20 protein-coding genes are annotated in these 17036 nt (G+C 39.8%); 4 read left to right on the top strand and 16 right to left on the bottom strand.

All coding sequences use genetic code 11. From position 1 onward, the window contains the following. Positions 1 to 14: 14 nt before the first annotated feature. Entirely contained in the window at positions 15 to 509 is a 495-nt protein-coding gene (locus tag AXE82_RS11485; RefSeq protein WP_082741509.1) for a DJ-1/PfpI family protein, read from the bottom strand. 52 nt (positions 510 to 561) lie between these two features. Between AXE82_RS11485 and AXE82_RS11995 the strand changes: the two genes are divergently transcribed. Next, a protein-coding gene (locus tag AXE82_RS11995; RefSeq protein WP_172460518.1) for an IS5 family transposase occupies positions 562 to 1313 on the top strand; the annotation gives its coding sequence in 2 pieces (ribosomal slippage) (positions 562 to 781 and positions 781 to 1313; 753 coding nt in all). Between the two features lie 290 nt (positions 1314 to 1603). On the opposite strand, the gene AXE82_RS11470 is transcribed toward AXE82_RS11995, so the two are convergent. From AXE82_RS11470 to AXE82_RS11460, 3 genes are read right to left on the bottom strand one after another with little or no spacing between them, the layout of a single operon-like run. After that, complete coding sequence (locus AXE82_RS11470; RefSeq protein ID WP_062335155.1) at positions 1604 to 2062, bottom strand: DMT family transporter; 459 nt, start codon at positions 2060 to 2062, stop codon at positions 1604 to 1606. A gap of 7 nt (positions 2063 to 2069) precedes the next feature. Beyond that, positions 2070 to 2804, bottom strand: coding sequence for a helix-turn-helix domain-containing protein (locus AXE82_RS11465; protein WP_062335154.1), 735 nt, complete (start codon positions 2802 to 2804; stop codon positions 2070 to 2072). Between the two features lie 6 nt (positions 2805 to 2810). Then, on the bottom strand, positions 2811 to 3761 hold the full coding sequence (locus tag AXE82_RS11460) for a DMT family transporter (RefSeq protein WP_062335152.1): 951 nt from the start codon (positions 3759 to 3761) through the stop codon (positions 2811 to 2813). A gap of 193 nt (positions 3762 to 3954) precedes the next feature. On the opposite strand from AXE82_RS11460, the gene AXE82_RS11455 reads away from it, so the two are divergent. Together AXE82_RS11455 and AXE82_RS11450 are read left to right on the top strand one after the other, a co-directional pair. Further along, complete coding sequence (locus tag AXE82_RS11455) at positions 3955 to 4251, top strand: type II toxin-antitoxin system RelB/DinJ family antitoxin (RefSeq protein ID WP_062335150.1); 297 nt, start codon at positions 3955 to 3957, stop codon at positions 4249 to 4251. After that, the gene (locus tag AXE82_RS11450; RefSeq protein WP_062335149.1) at positions 4244 to 4519 is read left to right on the top strand and encodes a type II toxin-antitoxin system YafQ family toxin; all 276 of its coding nucleotides are present in this window, start codon (positions 4244 to 4246) and stop codon (positions 4517 to 4519) included. The genes AXE82_RS11455 and AXE82_RS11450 overlap by 8 nt, the downstream gene beginning before the upstream one ends. A gap of 339 nt (positions 4520 to 4858) precedes the next feature. Here the strand turns inward: AXE82_RS11450 and AXE82_RS11445 are convergent, their stop codons facing one another. From AXE82_RS11445 to AXE82_RS11425, 7 genes are all read right to left on the bottom strand, one after another. After that, positions 4859 to 6412, bottom strand: a complete 1554-nt coding sequence (locus tag AXE82_RS11445) for a TerC family protein (protein ID WP_062335147.1) — start codon at positions 6410 to 6412, stop codon at positions 4859 to 4861. A 369-nt stretch (positions 6413 to 6781) separates the two neighbouring features. Next, positions 6782 to 7261 (bottom strand): YqhA family protein, encoded by a 480-nt coding sequence (locus AXE82_RS11440; protein ID WP_036600992.1) that lies wholly within the window; start codon positions 7259 to 7261, stop codon positions 6782 to 6784. Positions 7262 to 7340: 79 nt separating this feature from the next. Next, a complete protein-coding gene (locus tag AXE82_RS11435; protein WP_060994617.1) occupies positions 7341 to 8342 on the bottom strand; it encodes a TerC family protein in 1002 nt (333 codons plus the stop codon). Positions 8343 to 8903: 561 nt separating this feature from the next. Further along, a complete protein-coding gene (locus AXE82_RS11430; protein ID WP_062335143.1) occupies positions 8904 to 9245 on the bottom strand; it encodes a helix-turn-helix domain-containing protein in 342 nt (113 codons plus the stop codon). 3 nt (positions 9246 to 9248) lie between these two features. Beyond that, positions 9249 to 9383 carry a hypothetical protein gene (locus tag AXE82_RS12380; protein ID WP_257619763.1) on the bottom strand — a complete coding sequence of 45 codons (135 nt, stop codon included), beginning with the start codon at positions 9381 to 9383 and terminating at the stop codon, positions 9249 to 9251. A gap of 89 nt (positions 9384 to 9472) precedes the next feature. After that, a complete protein-coding gene (locus tag AXE82_RS12375) occupies positions 9473 to 9598 on the bottom strand; it encodes a hypothetical protein (protein WP_256713876.1) in 126 nt (41 codons plus the stop codon). 99 nt (positions 9599 to 9697) lie between these two features. Further along, positions 9698 to 10531, bottom strand: a complete 834-nt coding sequence (locus tag AXE82_RS11425) for a cation efflux transmembrane domain-containing protein (protein WP_062335141.1) — start codon at positions 10529 to 10531, stop codon at positions 9698 to 9700. Positions 10532 to 10606: 75 nt separating this feature from the next. Between AXE82_RS11425 and AXE82_RS12490 the strand changes: the two genes are divergently transcribed. Beyond that, positions 10607 to 10723, top strand: a complete 117-nt coding sequence (locus AXE82_RS12490; protein WP_418001145.1) for a transposase-like zinc-binding domain-containing protein — start codon at positions 10607 to 10609, stop codon at positions 10721 to 10723. A gap of 658 nt (positions 10724 to 11381) precedes the next feature. Here the strand turns inward: AXE82_RS12490 and AXE82_RS11420 are convergent. The 5 genes from AXE82_RS11420 to AXE82_RS11400 form a co-directional block, all read right to left on the bottom strand. After that, positions 11382 to 12671, bottom strand: coding sequence for an ATP-grasp domain-containing protein (locus AXE82_RS11420; RefSeq protein ID WP_036599449.1), 1290 nt, complete (start codon positions 12669 to 12671; stop codon positions 11382 to 11384). Positions 12672 to 12761: 90 nt separating this feature from the next. After that, complete coding sequence (gene tatC, locus AXE82_RS11415; RefSeq protein WP_011959994.1) at positions 12762 to 13631, bottom strand: twin-arginine translocase subunit TatC; 870 nt, start codon at positions 13629 to 13631, stop codon at positions 12762 to 12764. After that, positions 13628 to 14014 carry a Sec-independent protein translocase protein TatB gene (gene tatB / locus AXE82_RS11410; RefSeq protein ID WP_036599454.1) on the bottom strand — a complete coding sequence of 129 codons (387 nt, stop codon included), beginning with the start codon at positions 14012 to 14014 and terminating at the stop codon, positions 13628 to 13630. The genes tatC and tatB overlap by 4 nt, the downstream gene beginning before the upstream one ends. A gap of 55 nt (positions 14015 to 14069) precedes the next feature. Continuing rightward, complete coding sequence (tatA, locus tag AXE82_RS11405; protein ID WP_011959992.1) at positions 14070 to 14354, bottom strand: Sec-independent protein translocase subunit TatA; 285 nt, start codon at positions 14352 to 14354, stop codon at positions 14070 to 14072. 80 nt (positions 14355 to 14434) lie between these two features. Further along, positions 14435 to 16825, bottom strand: coding sequence for a copper-transporting P-type ATPase (locus tag AXE82_RS11400; protein ID WP_062335138.1), 2391 nt, complete (start codon positions 16823 to 16825; stop codon positions 14435 to 14437). Positions 16826 to 17036: the final 211 nt, after the last annotated feature.

The following is a 17036-nucleotide window of genomic DNA, read 5'->3' as shown; positions in this document are numbered from 1 at the left end:
TTAGGAAAATGGAATTAGGCAGTAAAGAAACTGTCCTCATTTTTATCTTCATTCCAGTAATATTCAATTTCTTTGGCTTTTTGTCTTGCGATATCAATACCATGTTGATCAGCAATAAACCCATAAGCCATATCCATCCCAGCACTCACTCCAGCCGAAGAGTAGTATTTCCCATCAACCACCCAGCGAGCCTTACCGCTCCAATTTACTTGTGTAGATTGTTGTATTACCCATTGCCAAGCAAGCTTATTAGACGTTGCAGATTTTCCATCAAGTAATCCTATTTTAGCTAGCAAGGCACTACCTATGCAAACGCTTAATACAAATTCAGCTTTTTCACAATATTGTTTTAATACAGTGAGAAATGCTCGGTCATTGACGAGCATTCTAGTACCCTTGCCGCCCACAATTAGAAGGATATCAGTAGAAAGTAAGTCATCTTTGATTGACTGCGTATGAATCTGTACATTTTGTGAACTAGGGCGTGTCCCTAATTTGAATAAGCCCAAAAGAGCCCTATTTTAACCCTATATTCCAACAAAATATAGGCAAACACAAACAATGGCGAGAACCGCAATAACTGACAACATATGGGAACAATTACAAACAACCATGAAAGCGCACGGCTGTCATCAATGGAAGAACGACCGTACTGTTATGGAAGCCATACTATGGAAGCTAAGAACAGGTGCACCATGGCGAGACATACCTATTGAGCTAGGGTCATGGAAAACCGCTTATAACCGCTTTAACCGATGGTCTAAAAAAGGCTTGTGGCAGAATTTTTTTTTGATCTACGAAAAGAAATTGACAAAGAATGGGTATTCATCGACGGAAGTTATGTACGGTGTCATCAACATGCAAGTGGAGCTCGGCGTGGTTTCGATAGAGCAATTGGACAAAGCCGTGGCGGAAACACGACAAAAATACACCTATGTGTGGACTCGCATGGAAATCCGCTCGATTTTAAAGTCACTGGGGGTAACGTGCATGACAGTCAAGTTGCAAACGACTTGATAGAAGTCATACAAGAAGCTCAATATTTTATCGCTGACAAAGGGTATGACTCGCAAGAAATCAGAGATAAAGCGATAGAACACGGTATGAAAGCTATTATACCAAAGCGTAAAAATGCCAAGCAACCTAACCCTGATTTTGATAGCTACCTTTATAAATTACGCCACTTAGTCGAGAATGCATTTGCACGATTAAAGCAGTTTCGTAGTATTGCTACTCGCTATGAGAAATTAGCTCGTAATTTTAAATCGATGCTTTACTTGGCTTGCTCTATTATTCATGCTAAGTTAAATTGAGGACACGCCCTAGTAATCAGCCCACCTTATAGCGAAACAAATTGACAATGATAGATATCTGGCAGACGCCCAAAAACCTCAACAACGCCAAATAAGTCTAAGGTTTCAAAATCATCAAAAATAAGACATGTTATAACTTTTTTCATTATTAATTTCCTTGTAAACGATTTAAGTTTCGTTATAACCTTAACCAAATATTCCTCATATACGCGGCTTTAAAATATCGGGATTGCATTACTTATAAAAAACTAACATAAGCAATTTAAAGCAAATGATTAAGCAACTCGTTTCTATTTTTTGTTTTCTCCGACAATCATAATAATGCCACCAATAGTAACGACCGCCAATCCTAACATTTTATAAAAATTAATAGGTTTAGGATCTAATCCAAATAGACCTAATTTGCCAATAATTAACGCAAAATACATTTGGCCAAGAAAAACCCAGAGTAAGGTATTGCCAGAACCTATCTTAGGGGCAGATATAAACATAAATAAGATATAAAAGCTACCTAGAAACCCTGGTAGCCACATCCACCATGAAGCAGCCTCTGCATGGGGTGGCTTTACGCCACCCATTGATATACAAGATATAATAAAAGAGGCAATTGTACCGCCTACGTAAAGGTAGAAAGTAGATTGTATTTGAGATGCTTGTGTTGTTTTTTGAAAAGCGTTGACTATTGCTAGTTGCAAAGGAACAATTGCACCGCCTAATAAACTAATTAGTATGTAAGGTAGTATATTCATAGCATTCCTACTGCCTTTTAGCTCTGAAATTTTGGGGCGTATCATAATAAAATAGTGAAAATCGTCGGATAAAAGCCGAACAATTTTGATAACCACATTTTTCAGCAATCATAGCAATTGGCATATCCGTATTAATAATTAAACCGCGAGCCATCTGCATACGAAGCGCAGCGAGATAGGCTTTGGGCGTTATATCTAGCTGCTGCTTAAAAAGCTTTTTGAATTGGCTTTGGCTTAAACAAGCAATGTTTGCCAGTGAAGCAAGCGAATGCTTAGCGCCAATATCCTTTTTCATCACACTGATGGCATGAAGTAGCCTACTATCAATTTGCTTATTCACATTAATAGTTCTTAAAAACTCTATTAAAAGCTGCAAAAGATAATCATTAATGGTCTCATTAAACTCAGTCATTAGCTGTTTTTCAATGATATTAAGATAGCACAACGTCTTATCATCCAAAAAAACATGCACTTCGTCATCATTTTGCGTTGGCAGAAAATCAATGTCTTCAAGATTAATTACCAAAAAGCGAAAAAGCTGATCTGCTTTGAACTGATGATACCCATGTTTAGGGATAATATAAACTTCCCCATATTTAACTTGCACGGTTTTCGTTTCTAACATCAAATGAATGCTGCCAGATAAGGGTATTAGGACTTGATGATAAGGATGCTGATGTCCCTCTAACTGCGTGTTGTAGGTTCGTATAAATAGCTTATTTAGGTAATCTTTTTCAGTCATAGCTTGTTATTTTTTAGGTGAAAACGGCTTAAATTGGTACAAAAATAAACTTACACATACCAATATATCGCCGGCAATCGTTAACCCATTTAGTTTGGTATTAAAAAATACACTTTCAAATAGCATTGTGATTAAAGGTAGTAAAAAAAACAATGTACTAACCTTCTCTGCAGACCGAAATCTTAACATCAGCGTTAACAATAAAAATGCACCCACAGATACAATAGCGCCCATCCAAATTAAAGCTGCCAGCGAATAAACATTGAAACTAAACACAAAACCATTTATGGCGGTTAAAATAGCAAAAATGCCAAGCGCCGATATTGTTTGTATAAGCAAAGTTAAAACAGGCTCTGTGGTGATTTTAGCTTGGATGACTGTGCCAAAAGTAATGGATAGTAACGCAAAAATCGCCAACACAATGCCTATCAAATTTATTTTTTCAATATTATGATAGCCTAATGTGGCGATGCCCAAACCTATGAAACACATGACTAGCAATATTATATCGCCCTTTTTTAGGGCATCTGAAACCATCAGCTTAGTCATAATCGGTTGAATACCTAGAATAAGTATAATAATTCCTAAAGAAAGCTGGGTCTTGATGGCAGAAAAGTAAAAAATTAGATAAAAAACTTGCAGTAATAGCCCCGAAATAATAATTCGACACAGCTCACTTTTTTCAATTGCGTGAGTTTTTAGACCATTATTGTTATGTTTTACCCTTCCCCAAAATAAAATAAGCAATAGTCCTAGTGCAAGCACTGCTCTTAAGAATAGAAAACTCCAAGTATTGGCATACTGTAGCCCCAGTTTTGAGAATAAAGCACCCCCACTCCAAATAAGCAGAAATAGCAGAGGAAAACCCACCGTTATCAAGGTTGCTGTTAACTTATTCAAATGGCCACCAAACATTCTGACAAGGTTTAAGTCGCTATGATAGCCAAATAATTTCATGGTCGGTATTTTATAAAGATTAAATAATGTGCTAAAAAGCCGATTGATAAATCTTACACATTGGCTAGCAATAAAAATATACCTAGCAAAGTAACTATTTATCAAAAACATTTAATTTAGGCCTAAAAAGTTGAAATGCTAGTTAAACTAATATATAGTTAAGTGCAAATGACATGCAAAATAGGTACACATTATGTCTACTTCTACCTTTAATGTTCGATTAGATGATGAACTTCGCACGCAAGCAACGCAAATTTTTGAAGGGTATGGTTTATCGCCTACGCAAGCGATTAAGCTTTTTTTCAACCAAGTTGTAGCGACTAAATCCATCCCACTGAATTTTGATTATAAAAAAGATGAGTTTTTTCCCAATCTAGAAACTCAACAAGCTATTGTAGCGGCACGACAAGAATATCAGTCAGGAAAACTACCCCGCTATAGCTCAGCAGATGATGCTATGACAGCCATGGCGGAATTAGCCAATGAGTAGAGATGTGGTATTTTCAAGCCAATTTAAAAGAGATTTAAAAAAGCACCATTTAGAATTAGTACATCCTGCTTGGGCAGAAGTTTTTAATTGTTTGTTAAATGATGTCCAGTTACCAGAAAAATATTGTGATCATGCTTTAAAAGGCAATCTAACAGGTTCGAGGGACTGCCATATCAAACCTGATTTGGTACTTATCTATGAAAAGCCTGATGCTAATACGTTACTATTAATCAGGCTAGGTAGTCATAGTGAGTTAGCTATCGCCTAAATTTAATTAAGCTCGTCTTTGAAGATGATAAGCAAAATATTATTGATAGGTTTTAAATGAAATAAATAATACAGCTTATTATTGAATGCCAAATACGATAAAACCGCTAACTAATGTAGCAGTTTTCATTTTCAACAATAACAAGTGTTTTACTTAATTGAGAATTGACTGTGGTATATCTAATAGATATGGGTTTTGATTTATAAAATGGCGAAAAATAATTATTTTTATGGGGCACAGTCCTTTTTGACTAATTCATTATCAAAGTTTGGCTAAACATTTATTAAATCAAGAAATAAGCCCCTATTTCGGGGCTTATTTTTTAACACCACCACACAATTATTGATCAGTCATTCGCTCAATTCTCACCAACATCACCCGATTTGAGAAGATCTCGATAACAGTAAAGCGATAACCATCTTCCTCAATACTGTCATTGATATTTGGTAAATTGGGCAAATTCGCACCCATATAACCCCCAATCGTCAACTGCTCTGCATCCGCAAACAAATCGGAGTTATCGAGTTCTAAGCGCAACTGGTCTAAGCTTGCGGTACCATCGACCAACCAATGATTATCATGCTGGGTAATTTCTGGTGATTCGTCTTCGTCAGGGAACTCACCAGCAATCGCCTCAAACAAATCCAGCGGCGTGACCAAACCTGACACTTGACCAAACTCATCAATCACGATGGCTAAATTACCTTTGGCATTTTTAAGTAGCTTAATCAAATGCAAATTATCAATCGTGTCTGACACATACACGGGCTGGTGCTGTTTTGCCAAATCATACAAGGCTTGTTTATCAGCGTCTGTCATCGTTTCAAGCGTTGATAAAATACTCTTAGAACGCACCACACCCAAGATTTTATCGACTGAGCCATCGCAAATCGGTAATAAGCTATGCGGGGTACTTAACACCTGTGTCTTGATATCAGCCAACGACCCATTGATATCGACCCATGAAATGTCATTGCTCGGTGTCATCACTGTTTCGATATCTCGCTCACCTAGGGCTAACACGCCGCTAATCATATAGCGTTCTTCTTGGACAAAGGCGACTTCCGTATCAGATGGCCTATCTTCGCTAACGAGTTCACTGTTTGGCTCTGCTTTACCACCCATTAGTCGTAAAATACTGTCGGCGGTACGCTCACGTAGTGGTACACGATTTTCATATTTAGTGCGGTTACGTTGGGCAAACTGGTTAAAGGCTTCAATTAAGATTGAGAAACCAATTGCCGCATACAAATAGCCTTTGGGTAAATGAAAACCAAAACCTTCAACAATTAAGCTAAAGCCAATCATGAGCAGGAAGCTTAAACACAAAATCACGACAGTTGGGTGACGACCGACAAAGTTCGTCAACGGCTTTGAAGCAAATAGCATCACCGCCATAGCAACGATTACGGCAACCATCATCACTTCAAGCTGTTTTACCATACCGACCGCCGTAATCACCGCATCAAACGAGAATACCGCATCTAAAATCACAATCTGTATGACGACAGCGGTAAAACTGGCGTAAATCTGCTTACCACCGGTGTGTTCAGGTTTACCTTCGATACGTTCATGTAGTTCTGCCGTGGCTTTAAACAACAAGAACACACCACCGACAATCAAAATTAAATCTCGAACAGAGATATCGAACGAACCGAATAACGCAATGGGATTGGTCAAGGTGATTAACCAAGACATCACGAACAACAATCCGAGTCGCATGACTAAGGCTAACGTCAAGCCTAAGTTACGGGCTTTATCCCGCAGGTGAGGTGGTAATTTGTTGGCAAGAATGGCGATAAAAACGAGATTGTCGATACCCAGAACGATTTCTAGAATGACAAGTGTGAAGAAACCCAGCCAAACCGATGGATCAGCCAATAGTTCTATCATGAAAACTATACCCTTTTAAGTAATTAATCAGTCATTAAAATTGTTGAGTCAATGACTAGGGCAGATTGGGTGGGAAAGTTGGATAAAATAGGGCGTTGTTAGCGGTTTTCCTGACCTCCTCTTACCTTAGCAAAAGACAAGTCAAGGTCTGGCTAACTATGGGAAACCTTTAAATTTTAAATAAGGTTAAATGGTCATAGCTGATTTACCGATGGGATGGTAACATCCACATGGATTGACGATAAATCACAAGCTTAAAAAAGCAGGAAGTTACTCCCCTTGATGATCATGAGTATATTTTAAGCAACACTAAAAAGCAAATAGTTGCTTAAATTAATTAAAGCAATTTGTAACTAAACAATTCGACTATTAATGTCGTAAACTTTTAATCGCTAACACAATCGCCCCAACCACCATCGCAATGGCAGCTCCATAAAGAAAAGTATTAAAATTAGCGCCACTTTCAACGGCTTGCTCCAAAAATAAAATCACTAAAATGATCATCGATACTTGCATCAAATTAATTTTTAAGTCATGAAAATCATGAATGCCAAGTACAGTTAAAAAACGAGATTCTTGCGCAGGTTTATTGGAGATAAATAAACGGTAATAGGCAATCGCAATCATCTGAAAACTTAACGCAATCAATAAAATATCCAACGTCTTTAGCAGATTAACCGCCAAAATCTGCCCATCAAGGGGTTTAACCGCGGGATTGGTAACAAAGTCGGATAGCACATGAAAAATAATATTTAATGAAGCAACATACAGCGTTACTGAAGAGAGTAGGCTCACAATAATCGTGAGAAACACCAAATAACGGCTATTTTTAAACAGCTTTTCCATCATAAAAAATAAGCCTTTGTAAAAAAGGCTTATTTTATCACAGTTAAACATTATCATTAGCAATCGGTAATTACCGTCGGGTCTATGCTTTACCCAAATTCGGAAATTTCACTGACAAAATCGCCGTTATCGTTAATACCGTAGCGATAAAGCCGAGTGAAATAGCCATCGGCACGTGAAACACCTCAAGCAGTAGCATCTTGGCACCGATAAACACTAAAATCACGCTTAATGCATACGGCAGTAAATGGAACTTATCCGCCAAGCCTGACAACAAGAAGAACATCGCACGTAAACCCAAAATCGCCAGTAAATTTGCTGTCAATACAATAAACGGGTCGGTGGTTACCGCAAAAATCGCAGGAATCGAATCCACCGCAAAAATCACATCCGACAATTCCACCAAAATCAGCACCACCGCTAATGGGGTGAAATACTTAACGCCGTTTTTAACCAGTACAAATCGCTCTTGACCCGATGCATCATGGCTATCATCACTGATTCGCAAATGTTTTTGTAAAAACTTATACAAACCTGACTGTTTTGGGTCTTCTTGTTCATCATGGTTTTGCCACATCTTGATACCCGTGTACAGCAAAAAGGCACCAAATATATATAAAATCCAGCTAAACTCACTTACCAGCCACGCACCCGCAAAAATCATCACGGTACGCATGACAATGGCACCAATCACGCCATACAGTAGAATTTTACGCTGCATCGCAGGCGACACCGCAAACGCCGCAAAAATCATGAGCCACACAAACACGTTATCAATGGCGAGTGACTTTTCGAGTAAATAACCCGTGAAGAATTCACCGACTTTTTGATTGGCGATTGCCGAGCCAAACGACCCGTTTAGATACCACCATAAGCCACCTGCAAACAGTACAGAGACACCAACCCAAATCGCACTCCAAATCCCTGCCTGTTTCATGGATACGGATTCGCCTGGCGGCGGAGTCTTAAAAGTAAAAAAATCGACTAACAGTAATGTTGCCACAATGGCAAAAAACACGGCGTATAACATCGGACTGCCGATAGCTATCGCTTCGGTGTTGGCAGGTAAACTCGCAAGTAACATTATCGCTCCTTAAACGTCTCATCAAAAAATTGATAGTGTCGTGGAAGCGATGGAAAAAGGTTAGCCTAAAACAGAAAAACCTTGACCCATGCTAACCACAAATGATTAACAACGAGTCAAGGTCTGGCTAACTATTGTGACAATAGCTGACTTACCGATAAGGGCTAATAATTGAACAATGCCTTATGTAATGACGATAAGCCACAAACTTAATAAAGTGAGAAGTTACTCCCCTTGAGTAACGCTAGCTTACTTTAAGCAACATCATTAGTCAATATGTTGCATATAAATAATTATAGAAGGAGTCAGCACAGAATTCGGAGAAAATAGTACGCTAAGGAATTTTGTTTATTAATAAGTTTATTAAAATCAAAGACTTATTTTTTACCCTTTGCCTTTTTAATAGAGATGAATAATATGCAATTTAATTAAGAGTATTTTCATAAATTTATTAAACAACTAACTTGTCTACAAATCAGCATCCAATAAATATATAGATAGGCCCTATTAGAAAATTTTAATTAAAATCAACGAAGGGTAGTTACTAAAAGGCTTCAAGTACTACGCCAAATGAGCAATCTCATCAATTAACTCAGGCTTTTTACCCAATAATTTAAGTAAAACTTGAGCTGAACCGCTGGGTTTACGTTGTCCTTGTTCCCAAGATTTTAACGTATTGACCGAAATGCCTAGGATTTTGGCAAATTGACTTTGCGATAAACCCGCTTTATGACGGACTTGAGCCGTATCTGATATGTCTGTCATACGTGCAAAGATACCTGCTTTGATTTGGTTCAATGCTTCAATCAGATTGTCTCGCTCTGCTACTAAATCAGGTTCATCATCAATAATCGCTTGAACAGCTGCTTCAATATCGAAGTCTTTAGGAAAATTTGTTTTCATCGGTTATCTTTTTAGCTTTTGAAGCTCACTTGGCGATATATTTTCTTGTTCATTTTTTGCGTAGAAGTAAGACATCACAATCAGCCCATCTTCTAATACATTAAAGTAAATGAGACGAACGCCGGTATTTTCAATCATAAAAAGACCAAACAAATTTCCTTAGCGTGCTATTTTCTCCAAATTCTGTGCTGACCCCATGTAGGTTTGAATTTTATTAGTGTCCTAAATTAGTTGACCACCACCAGATTCTTATCAAAGACTTCATCATCTATTATTCGCCAAACGGCAACTTGCTGATGGTCTTTGGTGGTGACTAGATTTAAAGTTTGTTCAATCATTGCTTGAGGTCTCATATCCTTATGATGTTTATTTGCTTCAAACCCAGTTACTTTACACTTAGCGGTTTAATTAAGCTACTTACTTGAGCTATTTGCTTCAGTTACTAGGCTTGGCTACTTACTCAACTTCAATATTCTAAAGGCGCCCTGAATAACTAAAGCAAATACGATGCTACCAATAATCAAATCAGGCGTACTAGAGTGTAACCAATTAACCAAAATCCCTGCAACAATTACCCCTAAATTGATAATCACATCGTTTGAAGTGAAAATCGTACTGGCTTGCATATGGGCTTCTTCTTCTTTGCTTTTCGATTTTTGTAGTAAATAGAGGCAAATCGAGTTTGCAATTAGCGCAAGAATCGATATGACTATCATGGTAGAAAAGTCAGGTAACTGCTCATTGCCAAAGAAACGTCTTAGTACTTCTAAAAAACCAAGAATCGCTAGCGTAATTTGAAAATATCCGGCAATTCTAGCAATCCGTTTTTTCTTAATGACCGTTCCACCGACCGCAAATAAGCTAATTCCGTACACGAAGCTATCTGCTAACATATCTAAGCTGTCGGCGACCAACCCCATCGAACGAGAAATCAGTCCCGTGCTCATTTCAATAATAAAGAAAGCAAAGTTAATGACCAGCACTATCCATAGTAGCTTTCTTTGCTCAGCATCTTTTTTGTGACTAGAGTCAGCATCAACTTTAAAATTATTGTTGGGATCAGAGGGGTCAATGGTTTCGGTCGAGAGTAAGGTGTCTCCTAATTTTAGGTCATGAATAGCAGTCTCTATCCCTTCTATATTGTCATGATGAAACACAGTTAATTGACGGTTAGGAATGTCGAACTCAAGATGTTCAATATTCGAGTGGCCCTCTAATTTCATTCGGATTAGGTTTTCCTCCGAAGGGCAGTCCATCTTCGATATTTTAAAAGTTGTTTTATTCATAGCTACATTTATATCCGGGTGGTGGTTCAAAAACTAGGCTGGAAAAAACAGGCTGAGAAATTGATAAATAGTGAAATGCAAATGACACTATACATCAAATGCCCAGCCTGTCTAAGTGACAATATAAAGAAAAATGGTTTCAAAAGCTATGGTAAGCGAAACTATAAATACAAAGACTGCAAAAGGCATTGAAGGTAATAATTGCACTATCAGACATCGAGTAAGGCGAGCATTTAGGCGAAGTTGTAACTTTCCTAAAAAACTGGAAAATCACTTTAAAGCCTTTGATTTAGCTTTCTTTGGGGTCAGCACAGAAAACGGACCATATAGGGTGGTAAGTACATTTGTTTAGTATTTAAATTACTGTGATAGGTAAAACTCATCATTGGAACAACTGACCTCTGCTGTCAAGAACGGAGAAAAACACTTGGTAGATTATGTCAGGCAGCCTGACGGTAAAAGGGGTCAGCACGGAATTCGGTTCATATTGTACGCTAGGTACATTTATTGAATTTTATGTGTTTGTTGTTTAATAAATTTATGAAAATACTCTTAATTAAATTGCATATTATTCATCTCTATTAAAAAGGCAAAGGGTAAAAAATAAGTCTTTGATTTTAATAAACTTATTAATAAACAAAATTCCTTAGCGTACTATTTTCTCCGAATTCTGTGCTGACCCCATTTACTGCTATCTCTAGCTCCAATTGTTTTCGAAGTGTTTTGAAAAGCGTGCCGAAAGTAATAGACAATCATAAATATACAACCATCTTTTGTTAGGTAAGAAGAATATTGAATTAGTTAACCGGACTTATAACAGCCTAATGCCATCTAAATAAGACCTAGACGATCACACCTGAAAGACAGGCGCGAATCCACCGCCTGGCGTACGGAAGTTAGTCACCTGACCTTGATACACACGCGCAGCAGGTAGTAACAGTTTTCCGCCATACGTATAAAGACGTATATCTACCTTTCTTGTTGTTACGATGTCATCAATTTTGAGTGATCTCTCTCCTGCAGGGACAAAGGTCTGTGCGATATAATCTTCATCCAGAATGTTTTCGAAGACGCGTCGAGTCAGTTTGCTACCGCGATAAACGCCTTTGCTTCCATGACCAGCAACTGGCTTAAAAAACAGTTGCCGCCGAGTAAGCCACAACTCTGCTGCATCGTCTCTTGATACAATCTTAGTCCTCGGTACAGACCTTTCGAGGCACTCCACTGCAGCCTCATCCAGACCCCAAGAGCGCAATATTTGGGAGTCTGATAGCAATGTCAGGTTTTGCTTATTGGCCAACATAGCATGTACGCGGGGATTGGGTGTCACTACCACAGCACCCTCTAAATAAGCCTGCTTAAGCAATACATGGTCAGGGTCCTCAAATGCAAAGTCGACAAGCCGATTGTAAATCATATCGATTTTCTGGCCATGGGCTGTTAACGTACCGTCGATATACTCGAGTTCAGAGGGATCAAGTATCACAGTATCAATACCTCTAGCTTGGAGCAGTTGACAGGCTAACTCAAACTCTAAGAACATGAACTGACTCTCGGGGTCATTGTCCACAATGGCTATCCGATTGGGCATAGCAACAGCGGACTGTCGCTGCCATTCCTGTTTGAACATGTCAAACACTGCTTCCTCGAACCTATCTAGCATTTGATTGGTTGCAGCGCTTTGCTCTGAGGGGTTGCAACAGCGTTTTTGTGCGCGAGCGAGCAACACATTCAGAAATGCGCCACCGGCATTAGTATTGACCTCGATGAGCTGAGGTCCATCGCTACCCAAGTGAAAGTCATAACCCATGAGGGCCCCTATTGGGCCTGGGTCGAAAGCAGCTATTTCTGGTGCCCACGACAGCACTTGCTCTTGATACAATGGCAGTTCGGCAGCTGACTCGATAGCCCTGACGATTCGCTCCATCGCCTCTATCTCTGTTTTGGGAACGAACACGGGTGTTGCTGAAAAAAGCTTATTAAGCTCGTTCGCTCCTATTGGATTGTTTCTAGTTTCTACCAATTGATCTTGAAGGCTTGTATTAAGCGCTTTACGATCAAGGGTAATGCAGTAGCACTCTTGGTTAAGTCGATTTGCAAGACCGTCATTTTTTTCGTTGTTATTAGTTGGGTGTTCCATTTAGAGTCCGTCGCTAAGTAGAGTACTCACGCTGACATACTCTAGTAAAAAGTAAAAAGTAAAAAAGGTTCTTGGCGTGTTTAAGTAGTGCTAGCTACTTTCTAATGTTTCATTCCCTGAGACTAAATCATTATTCCGTTCATTTTTAATTAATATCTTTGCTAAGAGTAAACCCAGCTCAAATAATAGCCACATAGGAATCGCCAACAACAGCATTGATACACCATCAGGCGGTGTCACTACCGCGGCGATCCCAAAACAGCCGACTATGATATAACGACGCTTATCTTCTAAAATTTGAGTAGAAACGATTCCGGCCATTATCAGCAATAAGGTAACCACTGGAATCTCAAAAGTCAGTCCAAACACCATAAATAGCTTGAGGGCAAAGCTCAGATAACTGTCAATATCGGTCATTGGTATAACGTTCTGCGGAGCGAACATAATAAAAAATTTCAATACCCCTTTGAGTACGACAAAGTAGGAAAAAGCAACACCCGCATAAAATAGAAATATCGAAGATAGCAGTACAGGAATGGCAATTTTCTTCTCTTTTTTATATAAGCCGGAAGCTACAAATGACCAAATTTGATACAGGATATAAGGCATTGCTAAAAATGCGGCGACGAATATCGTTAAGCGAATGGGTGCCATAAAGTTTGACGTTATATCAGTGGCAATCATGGTCGAATTGATGGGTAACTGCGCCACTAATGGGTCTGATAAAAGATTATAAAGCTCGCGTGAAAATCCCACCAATACTAAGAATATAATTAAGACGACCACGCATATTCTTATTAAGTGCGTACGCAGCTCGATTAAATGTCCGGTAATAGGCATATCGCCAAGCGTACCTAACGTATCTCCAGACTCACTATTCTGTGTTGTATCTGTTGGCGCCTCAAACTCTATATCTGTTATTTTTTCTTGTCGACTTTTTTGCCGTTTAAATAGGCTCACTGATCCGCCTCCTGTTTAATGAACGAGGAGGTAGTATTCTGTTGATGGTCTTTATCATAAGGGGTGATTGACTGATGTGAAGCGTCTAGGCTTTGGTTCTGTGACTGCTCAAACTTTTGCATACTGCCACGCATTTCTGCTAATTCGCGCTTCATATCCGACTCGGTCTGACGGATTTTCGCAAGTTCATTTTGCATTTGTTGACGTGTTTCAGCTAGATCAAGCTCAGCTTCTATTTCAGATTGTAGGGTGGATACTGTACGGCGCAGTTTGGCATACCATTGCCCAGCGGTACGTGCGGCTTGCGGCAGTTTTTCTGGGCCCAATACGATTAAAGCAATGACGCCAAACAAGAGTAATTCGGAAAACCCAATATCAAACATAACAGTCACATATATTAATAGACTACTTAGTGCCGCTATTTATAAGCGGCGCGCTTCATACTTTAGGCTGGTCATCAGTGGAAATAGGGCTGATTTCCATATCATCAGCCTGATTACCTACACGCGTATTTAAATCATTACTTGCAGCTGGCGTACTATTTTCATGGCTAAGCACATGATTTTTGCGAGCATTCTCGGGTTCTTCATCTTTGACCGCTTCTTTAAAACCCTTCACCGCACCGCCTAAATCTTTACCTGCATTTTTAAGCTTGGCAGTACCAAATACGACCACCACTACGACCAATAAAATCAGCCAATGTGTAATAGAAAAGCTGCCCATAACGGTATCCTTATATTTTGTGATCTTGTTTAGACCAGTATGTGTCAGTGTGCTTTAGAACACTTTTTACCGTACCAGAATTATAGTTTCAAACGGCGCAATCGCAGCGCGTTAGCAATCACCGAGAATGACGACAAGCTCATCGCTGCCGCTGCTATCATCGGACTGAGCAGAATCCCAAATATGGGATAGAGCACACCTGCGGCAATAGGAACACCAAGTGCATTGTAGATAAAGGCAAAAAACAGATTCTGTCTGATATTGCGCATGGTGGCGTGGCTAAGCTTATAAGCTTTGGCAATGCCCATTAAATCACCTTTTAGCAGGGTAATGCCCGCACTCTCCATCGCCACATCGGTACCGGTTCCCATAGCGATACCAACATTAGCTTGCGCTAGCGCTGGTGCGTCGTTGATACCATCACCCGCCATAGCGACCAATTTACCGCTGTCTTGCATTTCTTTGACGATACGGTTTTTATCCTCTGGTGAGACATCCGCATAAACTTCATCAATACCTAGTTTATTGGCGACTGCCTGCGCGGTTTTTTCGTTGTCACCGGTTAGCATCACAACTTTTAAACCTGCGTCATGAAGCAGTGAAATAGCCTCTTTAGTGCTTGGTTTAATAGGGTCAGCAACTGAAATAATACCAGCAGCTTTACCGTCTATAGCCACAAACATTACCGTTTCACCGTCTTTTCTACGGACATCAGCTTTAGTGGACAGCTCATTATCAAAACTATTTAGGCTTTCCATAAGCTTAGAGTTACCAATAGCGACTTTCTTACCATCGACCACGGCTTGTACGCCTTCGCCAGTAGTCGAATTAAAGTCAGTAGCTTTAGGAATAATGAGTGATCTTTCTTGAGCTGCTCTAACGATAGCTTCTGCTAAAGGATGCTCGCTAGCGCTTTCTACTGAGGCTACCAATGCGAGGAACTCGTCTTCATCTTGACCTACCTGCGCATCAATTGCGGTAAGCTCGGGCTTACCAGCGGTCAGTGTTCCGGTCTTGTCGACGACAATGGTATCGACTTTTTCCATCCTCTCTAACGCTTCAGCATTTTTGATGAGGACGCCGTTTTGCGCGCCTTTGCCGGTACCAACCATAATGGACATCGGCGTCGCTAGACCAAGGGCACAAGGACAAGCAATAATCAGTACCGCAATCGCGTTAACCAAAGCATAGGTCATAGCGGGCTCAGGGCCGAATATCGCCCAGACAATAAAGGTAATGACGGAGCAAATAAGCACGATCGGTACGAACCACCCAGCTACCTTATCTACCAATTTCTGTATAGGTGCGCGGCTACGCTGGGCTTCAGCAACCATTTGTACAATTTTAGATAATACTGAATCTGCTCCAACATTGACCGCTTCGACTAATAGCGTTCCGGTGCCATTTACCGTACCACCAGTCACTGTATCTCCTGCTACTTTTGATACAGGGATTGGTTCACCCGTTACCATTGATTCATCAACATTACTATTACCATCGATCACTGTACCGTCTACGGGCAACTTCTCACCTGGTCTAACCCGTAACTTATCGCCACTGACAACCTCATCAAGCGAGACTTCGATCTCTTCTCCGTTTTCGTCAACACGTCTTGCAGTCGGTGGAGCTAGCTCAAGCAATGCTCGAATCGCACCTGAAGTTTGGCTTCTGGCTTTGAGCTCTAATACTTGACCCAACAATACTAAGGTTACAATGACAGCTGCTGCTTCATAGTAGACTCCGACTTGACCACTAGCGTCTCTAAAACTGTCTGGGAAAATATTGGGAAAAAAGGTCGCGACAATACTAAAAACATAAGCAGCGCCTACGCCTATCGCAATCAAAGTAAACATATTAAGATTGCGGCTTTTTATAGATTGCCAGCCACGAACGAAAAACGGGGCGGCCCCCCAAAGCACTACAGGTGTCGCAAGCACCAACTCAGCCCATTGTAAAACCTGTGAAGGTATACCATACTGACTAAAGTCAACTCCAAACATACCGCTCATAACATATATTAATAGCGGTACAGTCAACACGGTACATATCCAAAAACGACGAGTCATGTCGTCAAGCTCTGAGGTGTCCTCTTCACCGATAGTAAGCGTTTCGGGCTCAAGCGCCATACCACATATCGGACAACCGCTATTTCTAACGTCTCTCACTTCAGGATGCATAGGACAGGTATATACCGTGCCATCGTAATCAGCAGGTACTTTATCGTATTTACCGCCTTTAACAGATTTTACTCCGCTACTATCAGTATCCTTTCCATGACAGCTAGCGTGACTATCATCTTTAGCAACTTCGTCTTCAGGTTTAAGAAACATGCCACATATTGGGCAGTCACTTTTTTCAACATCTCTTACTTCTGGATGCATAGGACAAATATAGACCGTACCGCTATAATTTTCCGGTACTTTATCGTACTGACCACCTTTGATAGATTTTTCATCGGCAATATGTTTCATAAAACCACTCCTTGAAGACAATAAATATTGATAATAAGTACAACTCTTAAAGCACTATCACTCAAAAATAGCAATCGACAGATATTGAACATTTCGATATAGGAATAAGAGGTTTTGAAATAAGAACAGTAAAACAAAGAGCAGTTACTGCAGTTGAAGGGGTAGGTAAAAAATCACATTAATTATCTGTGCAATCTGTCCTTTTAAGGTA

This window comes from Moraxella osloensis (assembly GCF_001553955.1).
GTDB lineage: Bacteria > Pseudomonadota > Gammaproteobacteria > Pseudomonadales > Moraxellaceae > Faucicola > Faucicola osloensis.
The sequence above is the reverse complement of the archived record's forward strand: the minus strand, read 5'-3'. Positions and strand labels throughout refer to the sequence as shown.